Here is an 18324-nt window from a genome sequence, read left to right as displayed (position 1 = left end):
TTGGCAAAATTTCGCACATATCTTCTAACAACAATGAAGATATATCATCTTGTGTTTAACAAAAAGGAAAAATAATGAAAAAATCAACAAAATCAGAATGCTATGCCCATCAGCGTGGTGAAATTCAAGAGAGTACAATTAAAGCCTTGGTGACGGATAAACTGTTTAGAAGTCGAGTAGAGCGAAACCGAAAAGGTAAAGGAAGTTATCAGCGTAACGCGAAACATCGCAAAGGGGAAAACCCATTTAAAAGTGTTCAGCAGAATGTTTTTAAATGGGTTTTTCTTATCCAGAATTAGGGTTGTTTAATTTGGTATTATGTAGCAGTTGTATAAATATCTTAATTTTCTGCTACAATTCCGTTATCTTTATTTAGGTTAAATAAGAACAAAGAGGCAACTATGCAAAACGAACCCATTCGCTTAACACAATATAGTCACGGTGCTGGCTGTGGCTGTAAAATTTCCCCGAAAGTGCTTGAACAAATTCTGCACACAGAACAGGCGAAGTTTATTGACCCGAATTTGTTAGTCGGTAATGAAACCAAAGATGACGCAGCTGTCTATGACATCGGCAACGGTGTCGGCATTGTCAGCACCACAGATTTCTTTATGCCGATTGTGGACGATCCTTTTGATTTCGGGCGAATTGCTGCGACTAATGCAATCAGTGATATTTTTGCAATGGGTGGCAAACCGATTATGGCGATTGCAATTTTAGGTTTTCCAATCAATAAGTTACCTGCTGAAGTTGCACAAAAAATTGTTGATGGCGGTCGTTTTGCGTGCCAACAAGCAGGCATTGCGTTAGCTGGGGGACACTCAATTGACTCCCCTGAACCGATTTTTGGTTTAGCGGTTACAGGAATTATTTCTACCGAACAAGTGAAAAAGAACGCATCAGCACAAGCCGATTGCGATTTATATCTAACAAAACCACTTGGGATCGGCGTACTTACCACAGCAGAAAAACAAGGTAAATTAAAACCTGAACACCAAAATTTAGCTAGAAATGTGATGTATCAGATGAATTTGATCGGTGCTGAATTTGCCAAAGTTGATGAGATCACGGCAATGACCGATGTCACTGGTTTCGGGTTACTCGGACACTTAACAGAAATCTGCCAAGGTTCAAACTTGCGTGCCGAAGTTTATTTCGATCAAATCCAAACCTTAGACGGTGTCAGAGAGTACATCGCACAAGGTGCTGTGCCAGGCGGAACTACCCGTAATTTCGACAGCTACGGACATCTGATTTCGCCATTAAGTGATGAACAAAAAGCGATTTTATGCGACCCACAAACATCAGGCGGTTTATTAATTGCCGTTAAGCCACAAGCGGTTGAAAGCGTGAAACAAATTGCAAAAAATGCCAATGTCGCCCTTTACCCTGTCGGCAGATTATTGAAAGCGGAAAGTGGTAAGGTATTGATCGACGTGAAATAGTAGGGACACACTGCGTGTGTCCTTCCCTTGAAAAATGTAGAGATGTTTTGGCGGACACACGCAGTGTGTCCCAACATTAAATTTTGAGAATAAATAAGATATGAAACAAAACATTGATGTGGTAATTGTCGGCGGTGCGGTGACGGGTTCTGTACTTGCCTTAGCGTTAAGTTCAGTAAGCGGACACCAATTGCAAATTGCAATCGTAGAAAAAAATGAGCCAAACTATGCACAACAAGGCGGTTTTGACGCACGTTCAATCGCCTTTGCTTACGGCAGTTTGCAAAAGTTAGCTCAAATTCGACCGCTTGCCACGGAACAAAATTTAGCTCAACTGGTTTACCGTATTGCAACCCCCATCAAACAAATTCACGTTTCAGATCAAGGACATTTCGGCAAAACAACCTTAAAAGCCGACGAACTACGTTTATCCGAATTAGGTGTGGTAGTGGAATTAGCCAAACTGGGCGAGCAACTGACCGCATTAATCGCCAAGCAACCAAACATTCAGCTATTCTGCCCTGATACCGTCGCCCATATCGAACGCACAGAACAGCACTGCCACATTACCCTAAACAGCGGAACACAATTAACGTCCAAATTGTTAGTTGCCTCTGACGGCATTCAATCTCAAATTGCCCAGCAATGTGGCGTAACAATCCAATTTATCAAGGATTATCAACAATCCGCCATTATTGCCAATGTTATCCTGTCTGAACCACACCAAAACCACGCCTTTGAACGTTTCACAAAACAGGGGCCTTTTGCATTATTACCACTTAATGAAAAAATGATGTCGCTGGTTTGGTGTATGGAAGATCCGACAGAAGCAATGGCAATGTCAGACAGCGACTTTTTACACGCCTTGCAACAACAATTCGGCTGGAAGCTCGGCAAATTTTTACAAGTCAGCAAGCGGTTTGTTTATCCCCTTTCTTCACAAAAAAGCGAAAGCCATATTCACCACCGACTAGCCATTGTCGGCAATGCCTCCCAGTTACTACACCCTGTCGCAGGACAAGGGTTCAATCTTGGAATGCGAGATCTATTTGAATTGGCAACCCTTGTCGGTCAAGCCTTTGCACAAGGCGAAGATTTCGGCGAAGCAAAATGGCTACAACAGTTTGAACAACACCGCCAAGCCGACCAAACCCGAATTATGCAAAGCACAAGCGGTCTGATTTCGATTTTTGGTTGCGAATTTTTGCCTATTCAAGTCGCTCGTAACCTTGCCCTATTTGGTTTATCTCATTTTTCACTGGCTCGCAATGCCGTTGCTCATAAAGCATTAGGCTGGTAATTTTCGGTATATGTTTAATCAACTTCAACATCAGTTACACAAATTCGTACAACGTGGTTTAGATAATCATCTACGCCTTGCCGTGACAGGCTTAAGTCGCAGTGGTAAAACCGCATTCATCACCAGTTTTGTCGATCAACTGCTACACATTGGCACAGGCGACAACGCCCACTTAAACCTATTTGCCCCTGCTCGAAACGGACAAATTCTTTCCGTAAAACGAGTAGAACAACACGATCTCACCATTCCCCGTTTTGAATACGACAAAAACCGCCACTGCTTCGAGAACGAACCTGCGACTTGGTGTCCATCGACTACGGGGATCAGCGAAATTCGCCTTGCGATCCGCTACCAACGCCGAGATAGCCTGCTTCGCCATCTCAAAGAAACGAGTACACTCTATCTCGATATTTTTGATTACCCAGGGGAATGGTTATTAGATTTACCGCTACTCTCACAAAGTTTCAAAGAGTGGTCGCAACATCAACAGCTGGTACACAAAGGCGAACGTGCAGAGTTAGCACAGGCTTGGCTTGCTCAAGTTAAGCAACTTGACCTTACCGCCAAAACGGACGAAAACCAGCTTGCAAAATTAAGTGAAGATTACACCGCTTACCTACTCAAATGCAAAGAAGTTGGAATGCAATATATTCAACCAGGGCGATTTGTCCTGCCAAATACCGAACGGGGTGCGCCTGTCTATCAGTTCTTCCCCCTACTTGATTTAACGGAAAATGAGTGGGAACAGCTAGAAAAAAGTCCTGAACATAGCATTTTTCACACCCTGAAAAAACGCTATCGCCACTATCAGCAAAAAATCGTCAAACCATTTTATGAAGATTACTTCTCACAGTTTGACCGCCAAGTGATCTTAGCGGATTGCCTTACCCCACTAAATCACAGCCATCAAGCCTTTATTGAAATGAAAACAGGCTTACAACAGCTATTTAAACATTTCCATTATGGCAACCGCTCGCTTTTTAGTCGCCTATTTTCATCAAATATCGACAAGTTACTGTTTGTTGCCACCAAAGCCGATCATATCACCAGCGACCAACTACCGAATTTAGAAAGCCTAATGCGACAGTTAGTGCAAGAAGGGGGGCGACACGCTGAATTTGAAGGCATTGACACAGGCTACCAAGCGATTTCCGCTATCCGAGCGACCGATCCAGTGATCGCCACACAAAATGGACAAAGTTTCAAAGCGATCCGTGGGATTCGCTCTAGTGATAAAAAACTGGTTACACTCTACCCTGGTAGCGTCCCAAACCGCTTACCCGACATCAACTACTGGCAAAATCACCGCTTTGAGTTTGACCAGTTTGAACCGAAAAAAATCGACTTTGATCAGCCAATCCCCCATTTAAGAATGGATGCTGTATTGCAATTTTTGCTCGCAGATAGGTTTGGTTGATAAATTCCCAACAGAATAGTGTTAGTAAGCAAATGTAATATAAAAAATTTGGGCATTTGCTACATAATAGGCTGGATTTAAGGTACAATCTCATTAATTTTCTTAATAAAAAATAGCACTATGAGTAAAAAACCAAAAGTAGCTTCAAATACGATTGCCTTAAATAAACGTGCCAGACACGAATATTTTATCGAAGAAGAAATCGAAGCTGGTCTAGAATTACAAGGCTGGGAAGTCAAATCCCTGCGAGCAGGTAAAGCCAATATCGGCGATAGCTATGTGACATTTCGCAACGGCGAAGCCTTTTTATTCGGTGGCACTATTACCCCGTTAAATGTTGCTTCTACCCATATTGTATGCGATCCAACCCGTACCCGTAAGTTATTGTTAAATAAGCGTGAGTTAGACACGCTTTATGGTAAAGTCAGCCGTGATGGGTTTACCGTTGTCGCTCTGTCGCTTTACTGGAAAAATGCGTGGGCGAAAGTCAAAATCGGCTTGGCGAAAGGGAAAAAATTGCACGATAAGCGTGAAGATATTAAAGACCGTGAGTGGCAAGTTGCTAAACAGCGGATTATGAAGAATGCGAACCGTGGGTAGTATTACAAGCGGTAACATTTCTATAAAATTTTGCAAAAGTAAAAGGACACAAAAATGATCGACCAAAACCTTCTACGTACGAACCTTGAGGAAGTCGCACAAATTTTAAAACTCAAACGTAACTTCAACCTTGATGTTGCTCGTGTTACTAGCCTTGAAGAACAACGCAAAGCATTGCAAGTTAAAGCAGAAAATTTACAGGCAGAACGTAATGCTCGTTCAAAAAATATCGGCGCAGCGAAAGCGCGTGGCGAAGATATTTCTGCATTATTAGCAGAAGTGGACACGATGGGTAACGAATTAGATGCAGCAAAAGTGGAATTGGATAAAGTCCAAGCGGAAATTCGTGAACTGTTATTAAGCATTCCTAACTTACCTGCCGATGAAGTGCCAGAGGGTAAAGATGATAGCGAAAATCTTGAAGTATCTCGTTGGGGTACGCCACGTCAATTTGACTTTGAAATCAAAGATCACGTTACCCTTGGTGAAGGCTTAGGCGGTTTGGATTTCCCTGCTGGTGTGAAATTAACTGGAAGCCGTTTCGTCGTTATGAAAAGTGGTATTGCACGTTTACACCGTGCCTTATCTCAATTTATGTTAGATTTACACACAGAACAACACGGCTATGTGGAAACCTATGTGCCTTATCTTGTAAACCACGATACCCTTTACGGCACAGGGCAATTACCAAAATTCGGCGAAGATCTGTTCCATACTCAACCGTTAAAAGGACAAGATCCAAATGCGGTACAAAAACCTTACGCTTTAATCCCAACCGCAGAAGTACCAGTTACTAATCTTGTGCGTGATGAAATCTTAGACGAAGAAAGTTTACCACTGAAACTGACCGCTCACACCCCGTGCTTCCGTTCAGAAGCAGGCTCTTACGGTCGTGATACCCGTGGCTTAATTCGTATGCACCAGTTCGATAAAGTAGAAATGGTACAAATCGTCGCCCCTGAAAAATCAATGGAAGCCCTTGAAGAATTAACAGGACACGCAGAAAAAGTGTTGCAGTTGCTCAATCTGCCATACCGCAAAATGTTACTTTGCTCTGGCGATATGGGCTTTGGTTCAAGCAAAACCTACGATTTAGAAGTGTGGCTGCCAGCACAAAACACCTACCGTGAGATTTCATCTTGCTCAAATATGTGGGATTTCCAAGCTCGCCGTATGCAAGCACGTTGCAAAGCGAAAGGGGATAAGAAAACTCGCTTAGTTCACACCTTAAATGGCTCAGGTTTAGCTGTCGGACGTACGCTTGTTGCCGTACTTGAAAACTACCAAAATGCAGATGGTTCTATTACCGTGCCTGAAGTGTTGAAACCGTATATGGGTGGTGTAGAGGTTATTAAATAATCCCTACAAGCGATCTCTTTTTATCAATTTATTACCAAAGTAGGGGCGGACCGATGTGTCCGCCCTTGTTTCGTATTGTTTAGGAGGAGATATCACTCTGCTCCTATGAAGTAACTTAGAGCTATTATTTCACTATAGTAGATATTTAATTTTCAAATTAAGCATTTATCTAATTTTATTTTTTGAGGTAATCAATGGCAGCAGAAGGTGCAAGTCAATTAGTTAGTGTAGTGACCCTTTTAGGGGCGGCAATTATTGCGGTACCTATTTTTAAACGTTTGGGCTTAGGCTCTGTTTTGGGATATTTAGTTGCAGGGCTTGCGATAGGTCCTTTTGGTTTAAAACTTTTCTCAGATCCCCAAGCGATCATTCACGTTGCCGAATTAGGTGTCGTGATGTTTCTGTTTATCATTGGGTTAGAGATGAAACCATCTCACTTATGGGGGCTGCGTCGTCAAATTTTCGGCTTAGGCAGTATGCAAGTGGTCGTTTGTGCGGTCTTGCTTACGTTTGTTGGTATGGCTTTCGGCTATTCTTGGAAAATCTCTTTTGTTGGTGGGGCGGGCTTTGTTTTAACATCTACTGCAATTGTAATGCAAGTGTTGAGCGAACGAGGCGATATTGCTAGTCCTCGTGGTCAGCGAATGGTGTCAATCTTGCTTTTTGAAGATCTGATTATTGTGCCTCTACTAGCCATTGTCACCTTTCTTGCACCGACAGATCCAAATCATATTGCCGATCCCCAACCTATTTGGCAGAAAATCGGTATCGCAGGGTTATCTGTGACCGCATTGGTGGTGGTCGGTATTTGGGTACTCAACCCGATTTTCCGTATTCTAGCAAAAACCAAAATCCGTGAATTAATGACGGCAGCCGCACTATTTGTGGTTTTAGGCTCTGCGTTATTAATGGAGGAAGGTGGATTATCAACAGCAATGGGTGCTTTTGTCGCAGGGGTTTTACTCTCCGAATCAAGTTTCCGTCACCAATTAGAGGCCGATATTGAGCCATTTAGAGGGTTATTACTTGGCTTATTCTTCTTAAGTGTGGGAATGGCATTAGATCTAAACATTGTGTTTGATAACTGGGTTCTAATCCTTTCGGCAGTGATTGCAATGATGGCAGTGAAATCATTGTGTATTTTATTAATAGCCAAACTTGCTAAAAGTAGCACCAGCGATGCAATGGATAGAGCTGTTGTGATGGCTCAAGGTGGTGAATTTGCCTTTGTTCTATATGCAGCATCGACAACACAAGGGGTGATTTCTGCAGAAATTCAAGCAAATCTAACCGCTATTGTCGTATTTTCAATGATTTTTGCCCCAATCACCATCATTTTACATGACAAATTCGTAGCACCTCGTTTTGCAAACAAAGCTGGGGAACGTGAAGCCGCTCATATTGAAGAACAGCACCCGATTATCTTAGTTGGGATTGGGCGTTATGGACAAATCGTCAATCATATCCTCACGATGTCTGGCTATCACCCTACTATTATTGATCTTAACGAAGCGCAAATCGAAGGGGCGAAAAAGTACGGAATTAAAAGCTATTATGGCAATGCTACTCGTCCAGAATTACTTCACAATGCAGGGATTGAAACTGCGGAATTATTAATCGTTGCGGTAGATGATAAACATCAAGCGATACATATTGTGGAGCTGGCTCGTTCTATGAACCCGAATATCAAAATTATCGCAAGGGCATACGATCGAGTTCATGTCTTTGAACTTTACAAAGCAGGAGCAGATAAACAAGTGCGTGAGACCTTTGATTCTGCCTTACGCAGTGGACGTGCGGCCTTAAAAATGCTAGGTGTTGAGGAAGAAGTTGCTGATGAAATTTGTGACTACTATTTTGAACGAGATCGCCATAATGTGAAATTAATGGCGGAAGTCTATGATCCTAATTTAGAACTCTTTAAGAATGAAGAAATGCGAAAAATTGCACTAGCTGAAGATCAGGAAACAATGCTCGAAATTCAGAATATTTTGGACAGAGCAAGGGAGAAAAAAGAAGCTTGGTTCTTTAATTCCCCGCACTAAATAAGAAAAGGTTCTGAAGATAGTTTTTCTGTGTAAGACAGTAAATAATTGCTCTAAAGAGCAAGTTTCATCGTAAAGATTAAACCTAATCTGCCAGTTCTATAATTACAGCTCCTGCCAGATTAGGCATGCTTCTACGGTTCTGATCAACAAGCGGTTATTTATTTAACACCGCTTGCAACGCTACCCCAATGTCAGCCAAACTACGCACAGTTTTTACGCCTGCGGCTTCAAGAGCTGCAAATTTTTCATCTGCAGTGCCTTTTCCGCCAGAGATAATCGCCCCTGCGTGTCCCATACGTTTTCCTTTTGGTGCGGTAACACCAGCAATATAGCTCACCACAGGTTTAGTCACGTTCGCTTTGATAAAGGCTGCTGCTTCTTCTTCTGCGGAACCACCAATTTCACCGATCATTATAATCGCTTCAGTTTCGGGGTCAGCTTGGAATAGTGTTAGAATATCAATGAAGTTTGAACCTGGAATAGGGTCGCCACCGATCCCAACACAAGTCGATTGACCAAAACCGTAGTCTGTTGTTTGTTTAACTGCTTCATAAGTCAATGTTCCTGAACGAGAAACAATCCCGATTTTACCTTTTTTATGAATGCTACCTGGCATAATCCCGATTTTGCACTCATTTGGGGTAATCACGCCAGGGCAGTTAGGGCCGATCATTCTCACGCCTGTTTGGTTTAAACGCTGTTTCACTTGAAGCATATCTAAGGTTGGGATACCTTCTGTGATACAAACGACAAGCTGAATGCCTGCATCAATGGCTTCTAAAATAGCATCTTTACAACCCGGTGCTGGTACATAAATAACCGTTGCTGTCGCCCCTGTAGCTTCCACTGCTTCACGCACGGTATTAAATACTGGTAAACCCAAGTGCGTTGTGCCACCTTTGCCTGGTGAAACACCGCCGACAAGTTGTGTGCCATAATCAAGGGCTTGTTGTGAATGGAATGTGCCTTGTCCGCCTGTAAAACCTTGGCAGATTACTTTGGTATCTTTGTTGATTAAAATAGACATTATTTACCCCCTGCCGCTTTTACTGCTTCTACAGCCGCATCTGTTAAGGTTGCTGCTGCAATGATATTTAAGCCACTTTTCGCTAAAATTTCACGTCCAAGTTCTGCGTTGTTTCCTTCTAGGCGAACGACAACAGGTACGTTTACCCCTACTTCATTAACGGCTGCGATAATCCCGTCAGCGATTAAGTCACAACGGACGATACCGCCGAAAATATTGACGAGAACAGCTTTCACTGCTTTGTCAGACAAGATGATTTTAAATGCTTCCGCAACTCGCTCTTTGGTTGCACCACCACCTACATCTAAGAAGTTTGCTGGGAAACCGCCGTGTAATTTGACGATATCCATTGTTCCCATTGCAAGTCCAGCACCGTTTACCATACAACCGATGTTACCATCTAAGGCAACATAGTTAAGTTGGTGCGACTCGGCAAGGGCTTCACGCGGGTCATCTTGGCTAGGATCGTGCATTGCGGCAAGTTCAGGCTGGCGATATAACGCATTACCATCTACCACCATTTTGGCATCTAAGCAAAGTAAATTGCCTTCAGTGGTAACGACAAGTGGGTTGATTTCGAGTAAGGAAAGATCTTTTTCTACAAAGAGTTTAGCCTGCTGTGTGAAGATAAAACTAAATTGTTTGATTTGATCGCCTGTTAAAGCAAGTTTAAACGCTAGTTCACGCCCTTGATATGCCATTCCACCTACAAGCGGATCGATAGCGACTTTATGTAGCAATTCAGGGGTTTTAGCCGCAACTTCTTCGATATTCATTCCCCCAGCACTTGAAGCCATAAAAACGACTTTTTGTGATGAGCGGTCAATTACTGCCCCTAAATAAAGTTCACGGGCAATCCCTGCTGTTTCCTCAACATATAGGGTATTAACAGGCTGACCATTTGCGTCTGTTTGGAAAGTCACTAAGCGTTTACCGAGCCATTTGTCTGCAAATTCACGCACTTCTGCGTCATTTCGTACCAGTTTGACACCGCCTGCTTTGCCACGACCACCTGCGTGGACTTGGCACTTAATTGCCCAAGCATCGCCTTTGAGTTGTTTGATTGCTTCAACCGCTTCATCTGCTGTTTTACAAGCAATGCCTTGGCTGACAGGAAGTTTATATTTGGCAAAGATCTGTTTGCCTTGGTATTCGTGTAGGTTCATAGAGTTGGGGTTCCTATGTGATTAAAACTGTTTTCCCCCCTTTGAAAAAGGGGGGCTAGGGGGGATTTTATCAAGATCATAAAAATGCTGAGATTGTTAAATCCCCCTTAATCCCCCTTTTTCAAAGGGGGAAATGTTCATTCTAAATTTCTAACAACAAACGTGTTGGATCTTCGAGTAAATCTTTGATGGCTACTAAGAAACCAACAGACTCTCGCCCATCAATCAAACGGTGATCATAGCTCAATGCAAGATACATCATCGGACGAATAACCACCTGACCATCTACAGCCACAGGGCGATCTTTAATAGCGTGCATACCTAAAATAGCACTTTGCGGTGGATTGATAATCGGCGTGGACATTAATGAACCAAAAACACCGCCATTAGTGATAGTGAAGTTTCCACCTGTTAAGTCTTCTACAGTCAATTTACCATCGCGTCCTTTTTCTGCCAGTGCTTTAATAGCTTTTTCAATGTCTGCCATTGAAAGTTTGTCGCAATCGCGTAACACAGGGGTAACTAAACCACGAGGGGTAGAAACAGCGATACTGACATCAAAATAGTTGTGATACACCACATCATCGCCATCAATAGAAGCATTCACTTCGGGATAACGTTTCAATGCTTCCACCACTGCTTTGATATAGAACGACATAAAGCCTAAACGCACACCGTGTTGTTTTTCAAATTTTTCACCGTATTGCTTACGCAGATCCATAATCGGCTTCATATCTACTTCATTGAATGTGGTGAGCATCGCCGTAGTATTTTTCGCCTCTAATAAACGTTCTGCAATGCGTTTACGCAAGCGGGTCATAGGCACACGTTTTTCACTACGAGCAGAGTAAGCCACTGTGCTGATCGTATTTTCAACTTTCTCAGCCACTTTCGCATTACGTTTAGCCACAACAGCTTCAATATCTTCACGAGTAATTCTGCCACCTACACCTGAACCTTTCACCTCACTAGCTTCTAAACCGTGTTCTGCAAGTAAACGGCGAACACTTGGACCTAATGCGTCAGCCGAGCTATTATCTGGCTCTAAAGAGGCGGTTTGACGATCTGAAGGGGTTGCTTCATTTACTGGTTTAATTGTCGCTAAAGACACATCACCTGCTTGCTGAGTAACTAAAATACCTAAAACTTGTTTACTTACAACAGTTGCCCCTTCGCCTTGTTGAATTTCGGTAATCACACCATCGCTAGTCGCAGGCACTTCGAGAACCACTTTATCGGTTTCAATTTCTACAATAACTTCATCACGTTTTACGCTATCGCCAACTTTTTTATGCCAAGTTGCAACGGTCGCATCTGCAACGGATTCGGGTAAATCTGGAACGAGGATTTCGATTGTCATTTGTTGTTTCCTTTTCTAATTTAGTTCTCCTCCCCCGTTTACGGGGGAGGGGTGGGTGGGGGAATTGCAACGAAGTTGCAACATTTGAGCTAAACTCACCGCTTGTTTCCCCCCTTCCGCCTTCGGCACCTTCTCCCGCAAGCGGCGGAAGGGAACTTATAAAATTAACGTGTTAATGCCTCATCAACCAACTGCGTCTGCTGTTTGGTATGAAGTGACATATATCCGACCGCTGGTGAAGCGGAAGCTGGGCGACCTGCATATTTCAATGTCGCATTCTCTGGAATAGAGGCTTCGAAGTTGTGTTTGCTACAATACCAAACCCCTTGATTTAATGGCTCTTCTTGACACCAAACATAATCAGTAACATGAGCATAAGGCATAAGTGCTTTTTTCACATCTTCATGTGGATAAGGGTAAAGTTGTTCAATACGAATAATCGCTACATCGGTTTTCTCACGCTGGCGACGTTCTTCTAGTAAATCGTAATAGACTTTACCTGAACAAAGTACCACACGCTTAACCTGTGCAGGATCGAGATTATCTAATTCCCCGATCACCGTTTTAAACTCACCGTTGATCAACTCATCTAAAGTTGAAACAGCAAGCGGGTGGCGTAGCAGTGATTTTGGCGAAATCGCAATCAGTGGACGACGCATTTTACGGATCGCTTGACGACGTAACATATGGTAAACCTGTGCTGGTGTTGATGGAATACAGACTTGCATATTTTGTTCTGCACAAAGTTGTAAGTAACGTTCCAAACGAGCTGATGAGTGTTCAGGACCTTGACCTTCATAGCCGTGTGGCAGTAGCATCACTAAACCGCACATACGTCCCCATTTTTGTTCACCAGAACTAATAAACTGGTCGATAACAATCTGAGCACCGTTCGCAAAGTCACCAAACTGAGCTTCCCAAATCGTCAATGTTTTTGGATCGGTCGTTGCATAACCATATTCAAATGCCAGTACCGCTTCTTCGGAAAGTACCGAGTCCCACACCTCAAAACGCCCTTGGTTTGCGTGCAAATGCGTTAAAGGCACATAGCCTGTACCATCATTTTGATTATGCACAACAGCGTGACGGTGGAAGAAGGTACCACGACCAGCATCTTCACCCGATAGACGAACGTGAGTACCATCATCAAGCAGGGTTGCATAAGCCATCGTTTCAGCCATACCCCAGTCAAGCAGTTTATTGCCTTGATACATCTCACGGCGGTCGTTATAAATTTTTTCAACACGAGGGTGTGGGCGTAACGCTTCTGGATATTCGCACACACGTTTCGCGATTTCTAAGAAACGAGCTTCAGGGAATTTGCTTTCATACGGCGACGTCCATTCATAATTAAGATATTGCAACCAATCCATTGACGCAGTATCCATTTCTCGCCATTCAGGCACAACACGATCACCATTATCTAACGCATCACGATAGAGGTTCATCATCTCAATTTCATCATCACCTGTAATCACCCCTTCAGCAATCAAACGATCCGCATAAACTTTACGAGGTGTCGGTTGTTTCTTAATAATACCGTACATCATCGGCTGAGTAGCCAAAGGTTCATCAGCCTCATTATGACCGTGACGACGATAAGAAATTAAATCAATAAAAATATCACGTTTAAATAAACAACGATATTCCACCGCCATTCTCGCTGCAAATGCCACCGCTTCAGGATCATCACCATTAACGTGAATAATCGGGGCTTGGATCATCTTGGCAATATCGGTACAGTATTCCGTAGAACGGGTATCGTTTGGATTAGAAGTCGTAAAACCGATCTGGTTATTGATCACGATACGGATTGTTCCGCCTACTTTGTAACCTCTCGCATTTGACATATTCAAGGTTTCTTGAACAACCCCTTGACCTGCCACCGCCGAGTCGCCGTGAACCGTGATCGCCAATACTTTCTTATGTTCAGTATCGTGAATACGAGTTTGTCTTGCACGCACAGAACCAATCACCACAGGGCTAACAATTTCCAAGTGCGAAGGGTTAAACGCAAGAGCAAGGTGAACGTGTTTACCGTCCACATCAAAATCAGACGAGAAGCCCTGATGGTATTTCACATCACCTGTACGATTATCATCAGCGTGTTTACCAGCAAACTCATCAAAAAGTTCAGCAGGTTTCTTACCTAACACATTGACTAACATATTCAAACGACCACGGTGAGCCATTCCCATCACTACATCTTCCATACCTTGACGACCAGCGTGACGGATAATCTCTTTCATCATCGGAATAAAAGCATCAGACCCCTCAAGCGAGAAACGTTTTGCACCAGGGAATTTCGCCCCTAAATAACGCTCCAAACCATCAGCAGCGGTCAGTTCCGTTAATAAATTTACTTTTTCTTCTTTAGTGAACAACGGCTTATTCAGCACACTCTCCATTTTCGCCTGAAGCCAATTTTTCTGCTCCATATCCTGAATGTGCATAAATTCCAAACCGATACTACCGCAATAGGTTTCCTTTAACGCCTCAGCAAGTTCGCCTAGCTTCATCGTATCTTTGTTATAAACATAACGCCCGATAGTAAAGGTTTCTTCTAAATCTTTATCACTGAAACCGTGGTAACGGTAATCGAGTTCAGGAACCTGTGAGGTTTTCCAACGATAATAATTAAGCGGATCTAATTTAGCTTCCAAATGTCCACGGAAGCGGTAGGCATTAATGAACTGTAAAACTTTAACGAGTTTTGCACTGGCTTCAGGATCAATCACTGTCACCGCCTCACTGCGATTTTCACGCGCTAAGCGACGGAAATAATCACGAACGCTGGAATGAGGTTGCTCTACTTGGGTAGCTTTTGGCAGTTGAGCAAATACCGCTTGCCAACTTGCATCAACGCTATCAGTATCTTCTAGATACTGCTCGTAGATTTCCTCAACATAAGACTGATTTGCCCCACCTAATGCAGTAGTTGCAATCCAATCGTCAAAGTTTTTATGTTGCATAAAGACCTAACCTTATTTTTATCTGTTTACAAAGTTGTTAAATTTGCTGCCATTATATACATTTCAGTACAAATAAAGGCAAAAAGTCAAAGAGAAATGCTTACTTATAAATCAGTCACACAAATCCCCCCAATTATGACGGATTTTTTAAAGAAAAACTGTGATATAAGTCGAATTTTTACAAAAAATTAACATTATAAAGAGGATGGTTGATGATAGAAGAATAGAAATAAAGGGCGACTACTTCATTCAATAAGTTTCACTGTATACACGATTAAACTAAATGCAATGCCATACATAATTAACCCTGTGACAAAATCTAAAATCTGCCAAGTTCGACGTTTTTCAAAGTAAGGGGAAAGTAAACCAGCACCATAACCGACCCCAAAAAACCATAAAAATGAACAAATTAATGCTCCAAGTAAAAAGTGTATTTTTTCTGTGAAACTTAAAGTGCCGCCAATACCACCGACAATCACCACAGTGTCAATATAAACGTGTGGATTAAGTAATGTAATCGCAAGGGTAATGGCGATCACTTTCTTTAAAGACGACTTAGCTTGCCCTTGTTGTGCCAATAGCTGACTTGAGCCTTGATAAGCAGTGATAAAAGAGCGACTACCATAAGTGAATAAAAAAATCGCACCAAACAGAGCAAGAAATAAACTAGCGGTAGGTGACTGCGAAATAAGCGAACCAAGCCCCAATACACCGATACTCATCAACGCAACATCACAAAGAAAGCAGAGTAGAGCTACCCAAAAAACGTGCTGTTTTAAAATCCCCTGCTTCAATAAAAATGCATTTTGTGCACCAATAGACACAATCAGCCCAAAACAGACCACAAAACCGTGTAAAAAACTTTCCATCACTTAATTTCTCCCTCATACAAGCGGACGATTATACCCAAATATTTCATATATTTGTCGAGGTTATTCGTTAAATTTTGTGTGGGGCTATGTCAGACACTAATTTATTGGAGGAAGGTATAAATGAGCACAGATAGAAATTCTCCATTTTTATTCAATAGTAGAATGGAGAATTTCCAAATGTCTAGAGAGTGTATCTTAGTCTATTAGTTATAAAATCATTTTATAACTAACAACTTACTCGCATTACTCATCATATCCGCTACTTTCGGCTGAGAAGATAATTGCGTTTCGTTCATTGGTTCAATTTTCCAAATATCTTTCGCATAATCTAACACAGAGCGGTCTGATGAGAAGTAGCCCATATTCGCAATGTTGATGATCGCAGAACGTGTCCACGCTTTCTTATTACGGAAGTAGGTTGCTACTTTCTCTTGAGCATCTACATAGCTACGGAAATCCGCACAGGCTTGATAGAAGTCACCTGATGAGAGAATTAACTCTTGATAACGATATGGATCTTCTGGTGAGAATTTACCATTTAAGATTTGTGAAATTGCTTCGTTTAATTCTGCATCTTTTTCGTAGTAGTGATATGGTGAGTAGCCGTTGCGACGTAACTCTTCCACTTGTTCTACGGTGTTACCGAAGATAAAGATGTTGTCGTTACCTACACGATCTAAAATTTCCACGTTTGCACCGTCAAGGGTACCGATTGTCAATGCACCGTTTAGGGCAAATTTCATATTTGATGTACCTGATGCTTCTGTACCAGCAAGGGAAATTTGCTCAGACACATCTGCTGCTGGAATAATTAATTGTGCAAGGCTTACGCTGTAGTTCGGAATAAAGACAACTTTGATTAAATCACGAATATGGCTGTCGTTGTTGATCACATTTGCAACATCGTTGATTAAACGAATCACTTTTTTCGCTGCATAGTAAGCACTTGCTGCTTTACCTGCAAAGATAAAGACGCGTGGCTGCCAATCTGCTGTTGGGTTTCTTAAAATACGGTTATAGTGAGCAATGATGTGTAACACATTTAATTGCTGACGTTTGTATTTGTGAATACGTTTAATTTGAACGTCAAAAATCGCTTCAGGGTTGAGTTTAATTCCTTGAGTTTGTTCTACATAAGCGGCGAGTTTACGTTTATTTTCTACTTTAACCGCAGCCACTTCTACTTGAACATCAGTATCATCAACAAAGGCATTGAACTTGTCTAACTGAGTTAAATTGGTACGCCATTCTTTGCCAATACGTTTATCTAAAATTGCAGCAAGTCCAGGATTAGCGATATGAATCCAGCGACGTGGGGTTACACCATTTGTTACGTTGGTGAAGCGATCTGGGTAGATCTTCGCAAAATCGGCAAAAATAGACTCCACCATTAAGTCTGAGTGAATTTTGGCTACGCCATTGACTTTGCCTGATGCAATCACGGCTAACCACGCCATACGAATACGACGGTCGCCTTGTTCGTCAATAATAGATACACGACGGATTAATTCTTCATCATTTGGGAATTGCTGACGAACCTCTTGTAAGAACCAATCGTTGATTTCAAAAATAATTTGTAAATGACGTGGTAAGATACGAGCCACCATCTCCACAGGCCAAGTTTCTAACGCTTCGCTCATTAAAGTGTGGTTGGTGTAGAAGAATACTTTGCGAGTCGTATTCCATGCCTGTTCCCAACTATAACCTTTTTCGTCAATTAAAATGCGCATTAACTCAGGAATCGCAAGGGTAGGGTGGGTGTCGTTAAGGTGGATTGCCACTTTTTCCGCAAGATTTAAGCAAGATCCCGATTCCACTTCATGACGACGAACGATGTCTTGTACTGATGCAGAGCAAAGGAAATATTCTTGGCGTAAACGTAATTCACGACCGTTGTAAGTTGAATCGTCTGGGTAAAGTACACGAGAAACGTTTTCTGAGCTATTTTGTTGGCTCATTGCTGCAAAATAGTCACCACGGTTAAAGTCTGCTAAACCAAATAGTTTTTCCCCTGCGTGTGCAGACCATAGACGTAAGCTGTTGGTTGCAGTGGTTTTAAATCCTGGGACAAGCTGGTCGTGGGCTTGAGCAATGATTTCTTCATCAGGTTGCCATACGGTTTTTTTGCCTTCTTGCCAAGTTCTGCCACCAAAACGTACAGGGAATTTTTTACTTGAACGTAAGTAAGGCCACGCAAATTCATTTTCTAACCAATAATCTGGATTTTCAACTTGTTCGCCATTTTTTATCTCTTGGCGGAACATACCGTATTCATAACGAATACCGTAGCCAATCGCAGGGATCTTCATTGCTGCAAGACTGTCCATATAACACGCAGCCAAGCGACCTAAGCCGCCGTTACCTAAGCCTGGATCGCCTTCTTCATTAATAATGTCTTCAAGATTTTGACCTAGCTCGTCAAACGCAGCTCGAATTAGATCATAAACACCTTCTGCAATCATAGCATTACTGAAGGTTCTTCCCATTAAAAATTCCATAGAAAGATAATAAACACGACGGCTTGTATTTGCCGCTTGGCTACGACGAGTTTGTAACCAAGATTCCGTAGAAAGATCACGCACAACACGCAATGCCGCATTTAACCAGTTACGTTTGCTTGCTTCACGCGGTTCTACACCAAGAGCAAAAACAAGTTTATGCAAAATGGCATTTTTGACATTTTGAATGTTCTCAGGGCTAAGATGTGTGTTTGACTGAGCGATAGTCATTCATTACTCCTATTAAATAAAACGATAGA

General features: G+C 42.3%; 13 protein-coding genes. 7 read left to right on the top strand and 6 right to left on the bottom strand.

What is annotated here, in order from left to right; all coding sequences use genetic code 11:
• Positions 1–74: 74 nt before the first annotated feature.
• The 7 genes from B0183_RS07015 to B0183_RS06985 all read left to right on the top strand — a co-directional run bounded on the left by B0183_RS07015 (position 75) and on the right by B0183_RS06985 (position 8166).
• Positions 75–299, top strand: a complete 225-nt coding sequence (locus B0183_RS07015) for an alternative ribosome-rescue factor A (RefSeq protein ID WP_021110944.1) — start codon at positions 75–77, stop codon at positions 297–299.
• A gap of 102 nt (positions 300–401) precedes the next feature.
• Positions 402–1445 (top strand): selenide, water dikinase SelD, encoded by a 1044-nt coding sequence (gene selD, locus B0183_RS07010; RefSeq protein ID WP_078208563.1) that lies wholly within the window; start codon positions 402–404, stop codon positions 1443–1445.
• A 100-nt stretch (positions 1446–1545) separates the two neighbouring features.
• A complete protein-coding gene (gene ubiH / locus B0183_RS07005; RefSeq protein ID WP_038513773.1) occupies positions 1546–2745 on the top strand; it encodes a 2-octaprenyl-6-methoxyphenyl hydroxylase in 1200 nt (399 codons plus the stop codon).
• 10 nt (positions 2746–2755) lie between these two features.
• Positions 2756–4162, top strand: a complete 1407-nt coding sequence (locus B0183_RS07000; protein ID WP_021119119.1) for a YcjX family GTP-binding protein — start codon at positions 2756–2758, stop codon at positions 4160–4162.
• Between the two features lie 120 nt (positions 4163–4282).
• Positions 4283–4762 carry an SsrA-binding protein SmpB gene (gene smpB, locus B0183_RS06995; protein ID WP_005712359.1) on the top strand — a complete coding sequence of 160 codons (480 nt, stop codon included), beginning with the start codon at positions 4283–4285 and terminating at the stop codon, positions 4760–4762.
• Positions 4763–4816: 54 nt separating this feature from the next.
• Entirely contained in the window at positions 4817–6121 is a 1305-nt protein-coding gene (gene serS / locus B0183_RS06990; protein WP_078208562.1) for a serine--tRNA ligase, read from the top strand.
• Positions 6122–6315: 194 nt separating this feature from the next.
• Positions 6316–8166 carry a monovalent cation:proton antiporter-2 (CPA2) family protein gene (locus tag B0183_RS06985; RefSeq protein ID WP_078208561.1) on the top strand — a complete coding sequence of 617 codons (1851 nt, stop codon included), beginning with the start codon at positions 6316–6318 and terminating at the stop codon, positions 8164–8166.
• A 157-nt stretch (positions 8167–8323) separates the two neighbouring features.
• Here B0183_RS06985 and sucD read toward each other — a convergent pair whose 3' ends face one another.
• From sucD to B0183_RS06950, 6 genes are all read right to left on the bottom strand, one after another.
• On the bottom strand, positions 8324–9196 hold the full coding sequence (gene sucD, locus B0183_RS06980) for a succinate--CoA ligase subunit alpha (RefSeq protein ID WP_005712367.1): 873 nt from the start codon (positions 9194–9196) through the stop codon (positions 8324–8326).
• Positions 9196–10362: an ADP-forming succinate--CoA ligase subunit beta gene (sucC, locus tag B0183_RS06975; RefSeq protein ID WP_078208560.1), complete on the bottom strand. Its 1167-nt coding sequence runs from the start codon at positions 10360–10362 to the stop codon at positions 9196–9198. Before sucC ends, sucD begins: the two co-directional genes overlap by 1 nt.
• Positions 10363–10504: 142 nt before the next feature.
• Positions 10505–11722, bottom strand: a complete 1218-nt coding sequence (gene odhB, locus B0183_RS06970; RefSeq protein ID WP_010786714.1) for a 2-oxoglutarate dehydrogenase complex dihydrolipoyllysine-residue succinyltransferase — start codon at positions 11720–11722, stop codon at positions 10505–10507.
• A gap of 164 nt (positions 11723–11886) precedes the next feature.
• Positions 11887–14694, bottom strand: a complete 2808-nt coding sequence (gene sucA, locus B0183_RS06965) for a 2-oxoglutarate dehydrogenase E1 component (protein WP_078208559.1) — start codon at positions 14692–14694, stop codon at positions 11887–11889.
• Positions 14695–14939: 245 nt separating this feature from the next.
• Positions 14940–15563 carry a LysE/ArgO family amino acid transporter gene (locus B0183_RS06955; protein WP_012621850.1) on the bottom strand — a complete coding sequence of 208 codons (624 nt, stop codon included), beginning with the start codon at positions 15561–15563 and terminating at the stop codon, positions 14940–14942.
• Between the two features lie 218 nt (positions 15564–15781).
• Entirely contained in the window at positions 15782–18295 is a 2514-nt protein-coding gene (locus B0183_RS06950) for a glycogen/starch/alpha-glucan phosphorylase (protein WP_035491493.1), read from the bottom strand.
• Positions 18296–18324 lie beyond the last annotated feature (29 nt).

Source organism: Glaesserella parasuis (assembly GCF_002015085.1).
In the GTDB taxonomy this organism is placed as follows: domain Bacteria; phylum Pseudomonadota; class Gammaproteobacteria; order Enterobacterales; family Pasteurellaceae; genus Glaesserella; species Glaesserella parasuis.
Note: the sequence above shows the minus strand (reverse complement) of the source record. Positions and strands in the feature narration are given on the sequence as shown.